Source organism: Bacillus cereus group sp. MYBK222-1 (genome assembly GCF_051916425.1).
GTDB lineage: Bacteria > Bacillota > Bacilli > Bacillales > Bacillaceae_G > Bacillus_A > Bacillus_A paranthracis.
On sequence record NZ_JBQAGP010000001.1, the window covers coordinates 1,703,127 to 1,717,568 of the forward strand.

Sequence of the window (14,442 nt, forward strand, 5' to 3'; positions counted from 1 at the left end):
AGCACATTTAATTTTCGTTATTTGTTCTCGTAATCATAAGATCAAGTCCTAAACTTTTTAATCCATATAAATAATCTTCTTTCCAATTGCTCACTGTTATTTTCGGAATATGTTCCGCCGGAATGTACTGCGGACAACTTTTTACAATTTGCTCTATTACAAATTGATTCACTTCATCATCACAGAAGATAAAGGCATGCGGGTTAATAATAGCTATACATGTAGCGATTAAACGAGTAATAGCATCTATATAATATTCCTCTGGATTATTCGAATCTTCACTTCTCAAAGCTTGTAAGAAATTTTTATTATTATACTGCGGGACGAAAGATATCTCTCCTGAGAAAAATGTGCTTCCGCGTACGACATCTCCATTTACCATAATACCTGCACCTGGACCATTTTGACCGGAATACAAATATACAAGAGAGGAATTGTCATAGTTTCCAGTGTTTTTATAATAACCAAGCACAGCAGCATTCATATCGTTTTCTATTACTACTGGTATAGAAAACTGTTCCTCCAAATGACTTTTCAAATTAAAATTTTGGAACTTTTCATATCCAGGAATATAAAAAATACGACCATTATCAACCGAACCAGGCACACCAATTGATATAGAGCTTATTTTCGGGAATGTAGCGATAAGACCTTCAATATGTTTAGATAATACATTTACGCCCGTATCAATTAACATACTTGAAGTACTCCCCTGTTCTTTTACTTCCCCTAAACAGTTAAAAATTGTATAGTTTGTTTCATTTTTTTCTAAAAATATCGCTAAACCTAACATATATTCTGGATTATATTCATATCGTTTCGCTCTTCTTCCACCACTTGAATCATCTAAACCAGCTAAAGTGACTTCACCGTCTTGTTTCATTTTTTCTATAAATTTACTTATCGTTGGAAAACTAATTTCTAATGTATTACTAAGCTCAACTTTCGTTGCACTACCTCGCTCTAAAAGAACTTTACGAATGCCGCGAAGGATTGTCTCTTTAATCGATTTTTGAGTAACAAACTGTTCACTCAAATCGCTCACCACCTTAATCAACATACTTATTAAACCTTTTTAATAAGTTGCGTTGACAATATATCATACATCATTTTCTAAAGCAATAAAGATGATATATTTCTACTAGCAATATTCCGAATGCTTCTCCTAGTATACTTAAAAATTGTGTATAACCTATGATAGAAACTTACAGCAAACGAGAAAACCAGCAAAACAAATAAGAAAAAGAGCGTTTCAAGAAGTAAGTAATGTCTTCTTACGATTTTCCGCACTATTTTTCTTTATATGAAACACCTTTCACATTTTCTATACGATACAACATCCGTTTATTCATGCACTCATAAAAAACGATTTCTATAAGTCTATCGTTTTAATAACTTTAGCTGGGTTACCACCAACTACTACATTATTAGGTACATCTTTTGTCACAACTGCCCCTGAAGCAATTACAGCGTTATCTCCAATTGAAATACCAGGGTTAATAATAGCTCCCCCGCCTACCCAAACATTGTTACCAATCTTTACAGGCTTTCCGTATTCTTTACCAGAATTCCGCTCTACCGGGTGTAAAGGATGAGTAGCAGTATAAATGTGAACACCAGGTGCAAACATACAATTATCCCCAATTCGCACTTCACAAACGTCTAAAATCACACAATTGAAATTGGAGAAAAAATTCTTTCCAATATGGATATTGTAACCATAATCACAACGAAAAGTAGGTTTAATATGTGATGCCCCGTCAGCTGAAGAACCTAAAAGCTGATTTAATAATGTAAAACGCCTCTCATCTCCTGTCTCCATCGCCTCGTTATAAAGACGTGTTAAACGTTTTGCCTCCACCCTATCAGCTACTAATTCTTCGTCATCCGCAATATACATTTCTCCCGCTAACATCTTTTCTTTTTCTGTTTTCATACAATCATCTCCTTCGTAATCAAATGAACCCTACTTATTAAACATCTTTATTAAGTGAATTTCATTATACTTATTAAACATGTTTAATAAGTAACCCTATAGTAGCATACTTTTTAATATATGCAACTAATAAGTTTCAAAAGAATATGCGAACTCCTTGTTTTACTCATCGATATGACGAATAAGTTATAGAGAAAAAAGAGGGAACGCTCAGTGCTCCCTCTCAAATCCAATCCGTTTCTTAATTTCTGTTAAATTTACCTTCGCAATAGTCCGCGCCCGCTCAGCACCTTTTTCCAACGCTTCATATAATAAATTCGGTTCATTCATATACATAGCATATTTCTCACGTGGCCCAGCTAATTCACGGTCTACAACGCGAAACAACTCTTTTTTCACATCGCCCCATCCAATGCCAGTTTCATATTTTTCACGCATTGACTGCATTTCATCTTCCGTTGCAAATTCTTTATAAATTGTAAATAACGTTTCTAGTTCTTTCGGTTCATTTGGAAGTGAAGAATCCGTTTTGATTTTAAATATTAACTTGCGTAGTTTTTCTTGCTCCGCGAATAACGGGATCACATTCCCGTAGCTTTTACTCATCTTTCTTCCATCAAGCCCTGGTAATATTGCACCCTCTTCTTGTATGACATACTCCGGAAGCGTAAATGTCATGCCGAATGTATGATTAAAATACGTCGCGATATCACGCGCAATTTCGATATGCTGAATTTGATCTTTTCCAACGGGTACATGCGTAGCCTGGAATAGTAATATGTCGGCTGCCATTAAGATCGGATACGTATATAATCCCATATTCACTCCTGCATCGACCTCTAAACCCGCTTCTTTATTTTGCTCTACTTTCGCTTTATACGCATGAGCACGGTTCATAAGCCCTTTCGGAGTTAGGCAAGCTAATATCCAAGCTAATTCTAGAATCTCCGGCACTTCTGTTTGCCTATAAAAAATAACATCTTCTCCAAGTCCAAGCGATAACCAAGTAGCTGCTACCTCTTTCGTATAACTACTAAACTGGCTCGGATCATGCACAGCATTTAACGCGTGATAATCAGCTATAAAATACAATGCTTTCCCTTCATTCTTCTTTGACATTTGCAACGCAGGTTTAATTGCACCAATATAATTTCCTAAATGCGGATAACCTGTCGGCTTAATTCCTGTTAACATTATTTTCTCACTCATCCTAACTCCTCCTTTCTCAAAACAAAAAGAGCCCCTCATCCTTAAAAAAGGACGAGAGACTCCCGCGGTACCACCTTAATTAGCTATTGTTAGCTCACTTCAACTTCTTAACGTGAAGCAACCGTCTTTACCTACTCATTTCAGTTAGAAGCTCCAGAGCCCATTCCATATTCATCCCTTACTGATTTCCACCACATATCAGCTCTCTGAAAAGTTTCGAATATGTACTCTTCTCTTTCATCGCTTTTCGTTATTTTTTACAGTTTATCACATTTTCCCTCCATACAAAACTAAATATTCAAACTTTTTAGCGTTTTAATAATAATCATTACCAATTTATTCCGCACAATATATAATCGATATGTACAGAAACAATTTGTAATACAAAAAAGAGGTGATGTCATGAGTTGGTTTACTAAAAAGAACGATGAAAAGATTGATGAGTTTAAAAACGATGATACAACGCAAGGTGATACTTTAGGAGTAATTATACATTTCACACCTGTCGCTATATATTTATACACTTGCGATGAGTACATAGAAACGCTTGAAGGTGCGCTCACTTTTGAAAATGAGAACGGAAATCAAGTAGAAATCGGAGGTACTTTTATTTCTCTTGAAGTGGATGCTAATTTTCGCATGGACGATTTAATCTTTGATTATAAACTAAAGGAAAGCAATCTACCTATTGTTGAATTAAAAGCTTACGCATAAGATTAACCTGTCTACTATAGAAAGAGCAAAAAAGCTAGAACAGTAATATCTGTTCTAGCTTTTTTCACGTATTCAACTTAACAAATCGATAACCATGCGTTACTAACACCTTTAATATCGCATACCCTGGAATTGCTAAAATAATCCCCATAATTCCAAATAAATTTCCGGCAGTTAAAATAATAAAAATGATAGTAATCGGGTGAATATCTAGCTTTTTCCCCATGACTTGCGGAGAAATAAATTTACCTTCTGCTAATTGTACAACCATCATTACAATAATTACCTTTAAAACCATCCCCGGCGAATCAATAAACGCAATAATTAACGCTGGTGTAATTGCGATAATTGGTCCTACGTACGGAACGATATTTACAATCATCGCTAAAATAGCGAGTAGTACTGCATATTTAATACCGATAATAAGGTAACCAATTAATAGCATAATACCGATAAATAAGCTAACGATAATTTGTCCTCTAATATACGAGCTAATCGCATAATGCATATCGTCTAGTATTCTCATCGCTGCTGGTCGTCTTTGTTCTGAAATAAACTTTAAAAAGTGATTTGGTAATTGCTCACCATCTTTTAAAAGATAGAACAATATAAACGGAACCATTACAAACGTTAAAACGACCTCTGTAATAGTACTTAAAAATCCAGTTACATTTCCTGTTACTGATGATAAAGATTTCGTAAAATCAACTGTATAGTCCTTTACCATACTCGCTACATCAATATTTAAATTCTCCTGAATTTTTCCTAGTAAATTACTTTCCCCAAATCTACGTGCTGCTCGTTCAATTTCATGACCGAAATACGGTAAGTTATCTATTAATGCATCAATTTGATCTTTAATAATTGGAATAACCGTTAAAACTAAAAACACAAATAATCCAATTACGATTAAGTATATCGAGGCTATTGATACGATTCTTGAAACACCTTTCTTTTCTAAAAGCGAAACGAATGGATGCAAAATGTAAAATAGTACGCCCGCTAATAATACTGGGAAGAAAATTGTTTTTAAAAAGACGATAAACGGCGTAAAAACAAATGATATTTTTGTTAGTAATAAAATATTAATGAACAATAGTGCAAACCCAAGTAACACTGCTAAATAATTGTGTTCTCTAAAAAATTTTTTCAACTTATCTCGTTTTCTTAAACTTACTTTCTCCAATAAAACCACCTCTTCGAATGATGAAAAGCCCTTATATAGGGCTTTTTATCATAATATAACTCTTTATTTCCTTGCAGATTTCACTACAAATGATACAATAAGAACGAGAACAATTGATCCTAATAAAGCTGGTACAATATGAATACCACCTAGTGATGGACCCCAATCTCCAAATAATTTACCGCCTAACCAAGCTCCTAATAAACCAGCAATTATATTTCCAAACATGCCAGCAGGAAAGTCTTTACCTGTAATAGAACCTGCAATTGCACCTATAATAGCACCAACTATTAATGTGATAATCCACCCCATCTTTAGTCCTCCATTTCTATTATAGTGTAATTCAATTTAGCTACTAACTTATTGTGTAACTATGTAATTATTATATCCAAAAAAGAAAAATCTTGTCAAATCTATGAAAATACAGCCAACAAGGAGGTTTCTATTCTATGATTCAAAAATTAATAACAACTTCTCACAAAACTGCAACTTCTATTTTAAGCATTCAAATACCCGCTTATGAAATTGAGGCGAAATATATAAATAGTACAGCTATCCCTCGACTTTATGATACTGTAGCCGATATTCAATCTTGTGATGAAATTTTTTACGGCTATTTTTTTGAAGATACACTTGCTGGTTTTATTTCTTTTAAAATAGATGAAGAAGAAGTGGATATTCATCGTTTAGTAGTATCCCCTGATCATTTTCATAAAGGGATTGCAACAAAACTACTACTTTATGTATTTGACATGTTCTCCCCTTCCAAAACATATATTGTACAAACAGGGAAAGAAAATACACCTGCTTTGTCTTTATATAAAAAACATGGCTTTATCGAAGTACAAAATATCGTATTGCCTGATGGTGTGATTTTAACCTCGTTAAAAAAGACAGAAAACAATAAATAGTTTGACTAACCTGATTATTTGTGTTATCTTTTACTTTATAAAACCTTTTGCTGAGTCCAAAATTTGGAGCGGGGGAACCATTTTTGTAGCTATGCTACTTGGGGCGAATCTTATTTAAGTAGGGAAACTCTCACTTCCCGAGTCCGACAGCTAACCTCGTAAGCGTAATGGGAGAGGAAGGTGCTTTTTGCCTATGTTACACATTTTGCCTCCTTAATTATAAATATGGGATCGATACCAAATAGACACCTATATTTATAGAAAAGGAGACATGCGCTATGTTACGTTTATCTGATCACGCAATCAAAATGATGGAGCAAAGACTTCGACTCGAACAACATCGCACATACCAAGCAAATAAAATTGTAGATAACTTACATCACAAATACTTCTTTCAACATATTTTTCAGCCGAAAAGATAAGGAAATAGTTCATTTAACATCAAAAACACAAGGTGTGTCTAAAAAGACATCCCTTGTGTTTTTTATTTTTCTTATAAAATTCTCACTACATTTAAACTTGCTGTAATTGCACCTGCTATGGTCGTTACATGCCCTACCCCTAACGGACCATTTTGTAATATTAATGTTGAATTGGCACTCGTTACATTCACAAGAAGCGTATTTGAAATGGCTGGTTCAATTACTACAGTTGATATCGTTACATTTTGTATAAAACTCCCTGCTACTTGTGTTCCGTTTAATAGTAATCTCACAGACACCGTTTCATTCCCACCAGTTGCATCCCCTTGAAAATAATAACTTACTAAATATATTCCTGGCGTCGCTACTGTGACTGTCGTAGCACTAGTTAAAGATACACCAGTTCCATATACAGTGGATCCTGAATTAATTGGAATGTTGGCATTTGCTGCAATTGTACTTGTTGAGGTCGAAAAGAAATAGCCACCACCTGTTGATATAGCAGAAGATCCTGTTGCTCCAGTTAAGCCGGTTGGACCCGTTGCTCCGGTTGGGCCTGTTACTCCCGTTCTCCCTGTTGCTCCGGTGATTCCTTGTATCCCTTGGATTCCTGTCGGTCCTGTTGCTCCTATCACTCCAGTCGCTCCGGTTGCTCCGGTTGCTCCGGTCACACCCTGTGGACCTTGGATTCCTTGTGGACCGGTTGGACCCGTCGCTCCCGTCGGGCCGGTTGCACCAGTTGAACCTGTTATCCCTTGTGGTCCTTGGATTCCTTGTGGACCTTGTGAGCCCGTTGCTCCTGTCTCTCCAGTTGCTCCCGTCTGCCCTGTTACTCCTTGTGGTCCTTGAATTCCTTGTGGACCTTGTGGACCCGTTACTCCCGCCTGCCCTGTTGCTCCAGTTGCTCCGGTTGGTCCCGTCGAACCGGTTATCCCTTGAATTCCTTGCGGTCCAGTTGGGCCGGTTGGACCAATAGGCCCTTGGATTCCTTGGATTCCTTGAATGCCCTGTGGACCGGTTGGGCCTTGTATACCTTGTATACCTTGAATTCCTTGTGGCCCTGTTGCCCCTGTTGGACCAGTTGGACCCTCTGGACCTTGCACTCCTTGGATTCCAGTCGAACCGGTTGGACCTATATTTCCTTGAGGTCCCTGTATACCTTGAATTCCTTGTGGACCGGTTGGGCCTGTTATGCCGCTCAGCCCTTGTACTCCTTGGATTCCTTGGGGTCCAGTTGGTCCCTGTATGCCTTGAATCCCTTGTAACCCCTGTAAACCAGTTGGACCCGTTGCTCCCCTTACGCCTTGCTCCCCTTGTATGCCTTGAATTCCTTGTGGTCCTGCCTGCCCGATTGGCCCCTGTGCCCCTTGCACACCTTGCGGGCCGGTTGGGCCGGTTGCTCCTACCGGTCCCTGTATCCCTTGTAAACCTTGTAGACCGGTTGGACCTGTTACTCCCATTACACCTTGAGGTCCTTGAATACCTTGATCACCCGTTGGACCCGTTGCCCCCATTGGTCCCGGCACTCCTTGCAAACCTGTTAAACCTGTTGCTCCAGTTGGTCCCTGTACTCCTTGCACTCCTTGAATTCCAGTCGCTCCCGTTGCTCCGGTCGCCCCGGTTGCACCAGTTGCTCCCGTCGGGCCTGTTGGACCTCCTGGTGATCCTGCTGGACCTGTTGGACCGGTCGGACCTCCTGGCGGTCCGGTTGGGCCGGTTGCTCCCGTTGGACCTGTTGCAGATCCTGTTGGACCAGTTACTCCTGTTGGACCAGTCGGGCCTGTTGGACCTGGATCCCCTTGCAAGCCTGTTAGGCCAGTTGGTCCTATTACACCTTGCACTCCTTGAATTCCTTGAGATCCTGTTGGACCGGTTAGCCCCATCTCACCTTGTGGACCTTGTAAACCTTGAACGCCAGTTGCCCCTGTTGGTCCCATTGGCCCTTGTTCTCCTTGAATTCCTTGAGATCCTGTTGGACCAGTCGGGCCAATTGGTCCCTGAATACCTTGTATACCTGTTACACCTTGTAAACCACTATTCCCTAAATCCCCTTGAACACCTTGTATACCCGTATTTCCTGTTGGACCCGTTGGACCGATTTCTCCCTGCACTCCTTGTATACCTTGTATTCCTGTTGGGCCTGTTGGACCGATTTCTCCTTGCACTCCTTGTACGCCCTGTATTCCTGTTGGACCGGTTGGACCGATTGGGCCAGGAATTCCTTGTATTCCTTGAATACCTGTTGGACCCGTTGGACCTCTTTCTCCTTGTATTCCTTGAACACCTTGTATTCCCTGTGGGCCTCGTTCTCCCATAGGTCCTTGATTACCTTGAGAACCTTGTGGTCCAGTTAAACCAGTTGGGCCAGTTGGACCATTTTCTCCCTGCACCCCTTGCACTCCTTGTATTCCTGTCGGACCCGTTGGACCAATTGGCCCTTGTACGCCTTGTATTCCTTGTGGTCCTGTTGGTCCACCTAAAGAACCTGTCGGACCCGTTGGACCTGTTGGTCCCGTAATACCTGACGCCGGAAAAGGAATAGGTGCTTGAAACTTACTACACTTATCTTGATCCTTCACAAGCATCTCCCCCGTTATAACTAACGTATCAAACTATTTTTAATACATTTAAACTAGCTGTTATCACACCAGATAATGTCGTTACATGGCCGATAGCTAATGGACCATTTTGTAAAGACAAAGTTGCATTTGAAGCAGTAACTTCAATAACCATCGTATTCGAAACTGCTGGTTCTAATATAAAAGTACCTCCTGTAACATAAAAAATAAAACTCCCTGCGACTTGTGTTCCATTTAAAGTAAGCCTCACTGAAATCGTTTCATTTCCAGCAGTTGGATCGCCTTGAAAATAATAGCTTACTAAATAGATTCCCGGCGTACTTAACGTTACAGTTGTTGCATTTGTTAAACTGACACCAGAACCAAAAACTGTAGATCCGGAATTAATTGGTATTAACGCATTCGCTGCAATTGCACTCGTTGAAGTAGAAAAGAAATAACCACCCCCGCTTGGTAAACCAGTCGCTCCAGTCGCTCCCGCTATTCCCAAGAAACCTATTGAACCTGCACTACCAGTGGCTCCGGTAGGTCCCACAGCTCCAATAGGTCCTTGACTACCTTGCGCTCCGGCCGGTCCTACACTACCGCTAACCCCTGTCGCTCCCCTTGCTCCAGTTGGTCCTTGTGGGCCTTGTATACCTTGAGAACCTTGTATCCCGGTTACTCCCGTTGCTCCAGTTGGTCCGGTCATTCCTGTACTTCCTTGTATCCCCATAATCCCTTGAACGCCTTGTATTCCTTGTGCTCCTGTCGCCCCTGCTTCTCCTGTCACTCCTGTTTCTCCAGTTACACCCGTAGCCCCAATATTTCCTTGTGGTCCCTCGGGTCCCTCAATACCTTGTGCACCTTGCACCCCTTGAGGACCTGTTATCCCGTTTTCTCCTAGATTCCCTTGGGGACCTCTAATTCCTTGCGCACCTGTCGGACCTGTTATTCCTTGTATGCCTTGCATTCCTTGAGAGCCTTGCGCTCCTGTTGGGCCTACTATACCTTGTATTCCTTGAGGTCCTTGCAAACCAATAGCTCCAGTCGGTCCTATTATTCCTTGCACTCCTTGAGGACCTTGTGCACCTTGAGGACCTGTCAATCCCGTTATTCCTTGTAACCCTTGAACTCCTTGGATTCCTTGTACTCCAGCTGCCCCTGTTTCTCCTCGGATCCCTTGTGCACCTTGTATTCCTTGTGCTCCAGCTGGCCCGGTTGCACCTTGTATTCCTTGTGCACCTTGAGCTCCTGCAGCTCCTGCCACTCCTGTTGGACCTTGTATACCTTGTAACCCTTGCATTCCTTGTGCTCCTGTTGGACCTGTTACTCCTTGTATACCTCGCACTCCTTTAGGACCTTCCGCACCCGTTGGACCGATTTCTCCCTGCGGACCTTGTATTCCTTGTGGACCTTCTACACCGGTTGCTCCTGTTATCCCTTGAAAGCCTTGGGGTCCCTGCGCTCCTTGAAATCCAACTGCTCCAACTACACCTTGAGCTCCTTGCGTGCCTCTTACACCTTGAGGACCAGTTGGACCAGTTATTCCTTGTAACCCTTGTGCTCCTATCGCACCAGTTCCCCCTGTTACACCCCGCGCACCAGTTGCTCCCGTTGGACCTGTTGGCCCCCCAGGTGGACCGGGTGGACCAGCTGGACCAGTCACTCCACTAGATGGACCAATGGGACCTGTTGCTCCTGTCGGTCCCCCAGGAGGACCTTCTACACCTTGTGTACCAGTTGAACCGGTTGCTCCAGTTATCCCTCGTACTCCTTTTGCTCCTTGAAAACCTGTAGATCCACTTACTCCTTGTATTCCCTGAACACCTTGTGGACCTTGAGAGCCTGTTACACCGGTTATCCCCTTTATTCCGCTTATACCTTGAGGCCCTTGTGGACCAGTAGAACCAGTTGGGCCTACTACACCTTGTATACCTTGATCACCTTGGTGTCCTTGCTCTCCAGTAATTCCTTGTATTCCTTGTGGACCTTCTTCTCCTTGTATACCTGTAGTTCCATCCTCCCCTTGTATTCCTTGTGCTCCTTGAGAACCTTGGGGACCTGTTACACCTGTAATACCAGCTTCACCTATCACACCTTGCATTCCTTGTGCTCCTGTTTGTCCTCGCTCACCTATCTCTCCTTGTATTCCTTGTGGACCTTGTATACCTTGACTACCAGTAGGGCCTGTAATTCCTTGTATTCCTTCTGGGCCTTGTACTCCAATATCACCAATTAGACCTTGGTTTCCGATTAATCCTTGAGCACCTTGGAGACCAGTTGGGCCAGTTATACCTTGCTCTCCTGTATCACCAATAGCTCCTTGTATTCCTTGTGCTCCTGTTGTCCCTCGGGGACCTTGTATTCCCCTGATACCTTGAGGACCTTGAGGTCCAGTTGCTCCCGTCGGTCCAGTCACCCCTGTAGGACCAACAGGACCTTCATGCCCTCCAGTTGGACCGATTGGACCACTATTACCTGTTGGACCAGTTGCTCCTATAAGCGGAAGAGGCAGTGCCACTCCAAATTTTTTGCACTTTCTATGATGACGCACAACAATCCCCCTTCCCCAAAATAATTACACCTTTTATATGAAATGCATTTTTATAAGAAAAGTACACCTTTGACCTCATTTTTTTAAAAATAAAGAAGCCTATCATTTCATTTATTTGAAATGATAGGCTTCTTTTTATAAAACACTTTACTTTCTCGCCTTAATAATAAAAGTAGTCGGCACCATTCTAGCTTTATATAAAGAATAATATTTCGTAGACGGCTCAGCTAGTTCTTCATCAAACAAGCTCGATGGTTCAGGCTCTTCTATTCTCTCAATTGTAAATCCTGCTCTATTTAACTCATTTATGTATGTACTCATTTTTCGTTTATATAATGTCGCTTGTACATCTTCCCCTTTAAATGTTTCAAACGTAATAGGAGTTTCTTCATGATAAGACGAGCTGAAAGCAATCTCCTTTGTTCCATACATTAAGTTTGAATATACGGGATGCTCCCAGCTAAAAATAAAGCTTCCTTCTGGCTTTACATACGAATAAATCAATTCCAACGTTTTTCTTAAATCTGAAGTCCAACCTAATGCATAAATGGAGTATACTATGTCAAAATACCCTTTCGGAATATCCCTTTCCTCTTCCATTGCTCCACATATTAACTTTGGATTCCACGACTGTAACGTTTTATGTGCCGTTTCAATTTGTGTGCTCGAAAGATCAAGTCCCCACAATTCTTCTGCGCCATGTTCCGCCATATATTGCAACGAATGCCCACTTCCACATCCAATATCAAGAACCTTTTTACCTTTAATTGAATCAAACAAATGAATTTCATCTTCAGACGCTGTATATGGGCCATATTTCGGTAAACAATCCACTTGAAAGAAATAAGGTGCAACTGTATCCCAACACTTTTTATTTAATGCTATCATTTGTGTACCTTTCATATGCTACATTCTCCCATCCATTTTCTTCCCCTACTATTAATTACACATTATAACCCGTTCTTCCTTTTCTCTTTGCTCGGTAATTTTTCACTTTTGCAATTGTACCGCATGCTCTGCCTCCTTCTTCACCAGCATACATACCGCACCATCTTTTGCTTCCATTTCGCGAATGATCATAAAATACCCAGCGACAATCTGGACATGCTTTTAACCTTCCCCACAAATTTTCTTGAATCGAGATAAACACAATGCTTAATATTTTTGTATACACATTCTCTTCGTATACTGGTTCATATGTAATACCTTTCATATCTTCCTTTATATGTACATGAAATGGGTATTTCTCTAACCATTTTTGCAATGATCCTTCACCTTCAATTGCCGCCCGAATATCTTCTCGAAAACTTTTTAATTCCTCTATCGTATGAAATAGAAGCTCTTCATGAAAAGATTCTTTCATAAATTTCTTTATATCCTCTTCTGTTTGCAGCAAATCAATTGGCTCTCTCGTATCGTTTGGTATTCTCCATGTATTTAAAAATTCTCGAATATACTCTAATTCGTTTGGTGCGTTTTGACTCAACTCTATTCACCTTCTTCTTAAAATTTACTTTTTTCTGACTTTATGTATAATTATAATATAAAATAGTTAACCACTAAAAAAATTTACTGGTTACAATATTAGGAGGAGTTCTATGAAAAGTTTCTCAACACCGATACGTTTCATGCTTATTTCTTCATTTTTTATGTCTTTTGGTTATTTTGCAGTATACGCATTTTTAGCTATTTATCTATTAACCTTTCTCCATTTTTCAGCTTTTCAAGTAGGAACAGTGTTGACGGTTATAATAATTACATCACGAGTTATCCCTTTATTCTCAGGATTAATTGCTGACAAAATAGGCTATATCATTATGATGATAGCCGGATTATTTTTGAGAGGAATCGGATTTATCGCTTTAGGAATATGCTCTGATTTCTATACAATTTCTATTTCTTCTGCACTTATTGGCTTCGGAACTGCATTTTACGAACCTGCCGCTCGCGCTATATTTGGCTCACAGCCAGCTCATTTGAGAAAAAATTTATTTACATATTTAAACCTTAGCTTTAATTGCGGTGCAATAATCGGACCAATTGCAGGAGGGTTTTTACTCTTACTCGATCCAATCTATGCTTTCTCTCTAACAGGATCTCTTATGCTGATATTTGCTTTAATCTTTTACTTACTTAAAAATCACTTCCAAGTCACTACTGAAAACACGTCTATTACATTAGGAATACAGGCCATCTTACAAAACAAGTCTTTTCTTCTGTTTTCCTTTATCATGATCTTCTTCTATATTATGTTTACTCAGCTTACTGTCGCACTTCCACTTCATATGAAAAACATTAGTAATAGCAATCAACTTGCTACACTCGTTATTACGATAAATGCAATAACAGGCGTCATATTTATGGTATTATTCCGAAAATTATTCCACAAATACAACACACTTTCGATTATTAAATACGGTGTTTTATTAATGAGTATTTCCTTTTTACTCATTCCTTTATTTCAACACCCATATTGGCTCTTTATTTGTGTAATTTTATTTACAATCGGTGAAACACTCGTATTACCTAACGCTGATATCGCTATTGCAAATTACAGTAATGAATTATATACAGCCACTTTCTTTGGATTTTATCAACTATCACTCGCATTTGGTTTTATCATCGGTAATTATACTGGTACATCTTTTACATCCAACTTAAGCGGAGTGTATACACCATGGCTTATTTTTGGCGGAATAGGACTTATTGGTTTTATTTCATTACATATTTTAAATACGAAAAAGGATTTCCTAAAGAAGATATATGCCTACTGTAAAAATACTAATTTACAGCAATAAGTAAACTTTCAATCTCCTTTAAATTGGATATACAGCCTGCATCATTTTACATATTATGGTACAATCAAAAAGAATGCTCACTAAACATTTACATAAAACACTAGCAATCTAACAATGCCAAAATCAGAAATCACATAGAATCGGGGGAATG

General features: G+C 39.7%; 13 protein-coding genes, 1 riboswitch and 1 other annotated feature. Of the genes, 4 read left to right on the forward strand and 9 right to left on the reverse strand.

The genetic code is table 11. From position 1 onward, the window contains the following. Positions 1–7: 7 nt before the first annotated feature. The 3 genes from ACTFR9_RS08790 to ACTFR9_RS08800 form a co-directional block, all read right to left on the reverse strand. Positions 8–1,036 (reverse strand): ROK family transcriptional regulator, encoded by a 1,029-nt coding sequence (locus ACTFR9_RS08790; protein ID WP_229136759.1) that lies wholly within the window; start codon positions 1,034–1,036, stop codon positions 8–10. A 336-nt stretch (positions 1,037–1,372) separates the two neighbouring features. Further along, complete coding sequence (locus ACTFR9_RS08795; protein ID WP_000845609.1) at positions 1,373–1,936, reverse strand: maltose acetyltransferase domain-containing protein; 564 nt, start codon at positions 1,934–1,936, stop codon at positions 1,373–1,375. Positions 1,937–2,146: 210 nt separating this feature from the next. Continuing rightward, positions 2,147–3,184 carry a tryptophan--tRNA ligase gene (locus ACTFR9_RS08800; RefSeq protein ID WP_130777042.1) on the reverse strand — a complete coding sequence of 346 codons (1,038 nt, stop codon included), beginning with the start codon at positions 3,182–3,184 and terminating at the stop codon, positions 2,147–2,149. 5 nt (positions 3,185–3,189) lie between these two features. Then, positions 3,190–3,395: a binding site (T-box leader), on the reverse strand. Between the two features lie 152 nt (positions 3,396–3,547). On the opposite strand from ACTFR9_RS08800, the gene ACTFR9_RS08805 reads away from it, so the two are divergent. Continuing rightward, a complete protein-coding gene (locus ACTFR9_RS08805) occupies positions 3,548–3,859 on the forward strand; it encodes a hypothetical protein (RefSeq protein ID WP_229136760.1) in 312 nt (103 codons plus the stop codon). Between the two features lie 64 nt (positions 3,860–3,923). Here the strand turns inward: ACTFR9_RS08805 and ACTFR9_RS08810 are convergent, their stop codons facing one another. Further along, positions 3,924–5,045, reverse strand: coding sequence for an AI-2E family transporter (locus tag ACTFR9_RS08810; protein ID WP_000416969.1), 1,122 nt, complete (start codon positions 5,043–5,045; stop codon positions 3,924–3,926). 63 nt (positions 5,046–5,108) lie between these two features. Then, positions 5,109–5,357, reverse strand: coding sequence for a GlsB/YeaQ/YmgE family stress response membrane protein (locus ACTFR9_RS08815; protein WP_000539718.1), 249 nt, complete (start codon positions 5,355–5,357; stop codon positions 5,109–5,111). Positions 5,358–5,494: 137 nt separating this feature from the next. On the opposite strand from ACTFR9_RS08815, the gene ACTFR9_RS08820 reads away from it, so the two are divergent. Together ACTFR9_RS08820 and ACTFR9_RS08825 are read left to right on the forward strand one after the other, a co-directional pair. Continuing rightward, positions 5,495–5,956, forward strand: a complete 462-nt coding sequence (locus ACTFR9_RS08820; RefSeq protein WP_061131012.1) for a GNAT family N-acetyltransferase — start codon at positions 5,495–5,497, stop codon at positions 5,954–5,956. 38 nt (positions 5,957–5,994) lie between these two features. After that, positions 5,995–6,137, forward strand: a riboswitch (cyclic di-AMP (ydaO/yuaA leader). A 97-nt stretch (positions 6,138–6,234) separates the two neighbouring features. Then, complete coding sequence (locus ACTFR9_RS08825; RefSeq protein ID WP_000945244.1) at positions 6,235–6,378, forward strand: hypothetical protein; 144 nt, start codon at positions 6,235–6,237, stop codon at positions 6,376–6,378. Positions 6,379–6,449: 71 nt separating this feature from the next. Here the strand turns inward: ACTFR9_RS08825 and ACTFR9_RS08830 are convergent, their stop codons facing one another. From ACTFR9_RS08830 to ACTFR9_RS08845, 4 genes are all read right to left on the reverse strand, one after another. Continuing rightward, on the reverse strand, positions 6,450–8,963 hold the full coding sequence (locus ACTFR9_RS08830; RefSeq protein WP_033689985.1) for a BC_3345 family exosporium-associated protein: 2,514 nt from the start codon (positions 8,961–8,963) through the stop codon (positions 6,450–6,452). Between the two features lie 22 nt (positions 8,964–8,985). Continuing rightward, positions 8,986–11,493 (reverse strand): collagen-like protein, encoded by a 2,508-nt coding sequence (locus ACTFR9_RS08835; protein ID WP_193635817.1) that lies wholly within the window; start codon positions 11,491–11,493, stop codon positions 8,986–8,988. Between the two features lie 147 nt (positions 11,494–11,640). Continuing rightward, positions 11,641–12,396, reverse strand: a complete 756-nt coding sequence (locus ACTFR9_RS08840) for a class I SAM-dependent methyltransferase (protein ID WP_193635818.1) — start codon at positions 12,394–12,396, stop codon at positions 11,641–11,643. Between the two features lie 40 nt (positions 12,397–12,436). Continuing rightward, positions 12,437–12,979: a CGNR zinc finger domain-containing protein gene (locus ACTFR9_RS08845; protein ID WP_000081062.1), complete on the reverse strand. Its 543-nt coding sequence runs from the start codon at positions 12,977–12,979 to the stop codon at positions 12,437–12,439. 112 nt (positions 12,980–13,091) lie between these two features. Between ACTFR9_RS08845 and ACTFR9_RS08850 the strand changes: the two genes are divergently transcribed. Next, positions 13,092–14,291 carry an MDR family MFS transporter gene (locus ACTFR9_RS08850; protein WP_000834845.1) on the forward strand — a complete coding sequence of 400 codons (1,200 nt, stop codon included), beginning with the start codon at positions 13,092–13,094 and terminating at the stop codon, positions 14,289–14,291. Positions 14,292–14,442 lie beyond the last annotated feature (151 nt).

Coding starts and splice junctions, on each gene's coding strand:
- ACTFR9_RS08795 (WP_000845609.1), bottom strand. CDS start 1,936: ATGAAAACAGAAAAAGAAAAGATGTTAGCGGGAGAAATGTATATTGCG.
- ACTFR9_RS08800 (WP_130777042.1), bottom strand. CDS start 3,184: ATGAGGGGCTCTTTTTGTTTTGAGAAAGGAGGAGTTAGGATGAGTGAG.
- ACTFR9_RS08805 (WP_229136760.1), top strand. CDS start 3,548: ATGAGTTGGTTTACTAAAAAGAACGATGAAAAGATTGATGAGTTTAAA.
- ACTFR9_RS08815 (WP_000539718.1), bottom strand. CDS start 5,357: ATGGGGTGGATTATCACATTAATAGTTGGTGCTATTATAGGTGCAATT.
- ACTFR9_RS08820 (WP_061131012.1), top strand. CDS start 5,495: ATGATTCAAAAATTAATAACAACTTCTCACAAAACTGCAACTTCTATT.
- ACTFR9_RS08825 (WP_000945244.1), top strand. CDS start 6,235: ATGTTACGTTTATCTGATCACGCAATCAAAATGATGGAGCAAAGACTT.
- ACTFR9_RS08830 (WP_033689985.1), bottom strand. CDS start 8,963: ATGCTTGTGAAGGATCAAGATAAGTGTAGTAAGTTTCAAGCACCTATT.
- ACTFR9_RS08840 (WP_193635818.1), bottom strand. CDS start 12,396: ATGAAAGGTACACAAATGATAGCATTAAATAAAAAGTGTTGGGATACA.
- ACTFR9_RS08850 (WP_000834845.1), top strand. CDS start 13,092: ATGAAAAGTTTCTCAACACCGATACGTTTCATGCTTATTTCTTCATTT.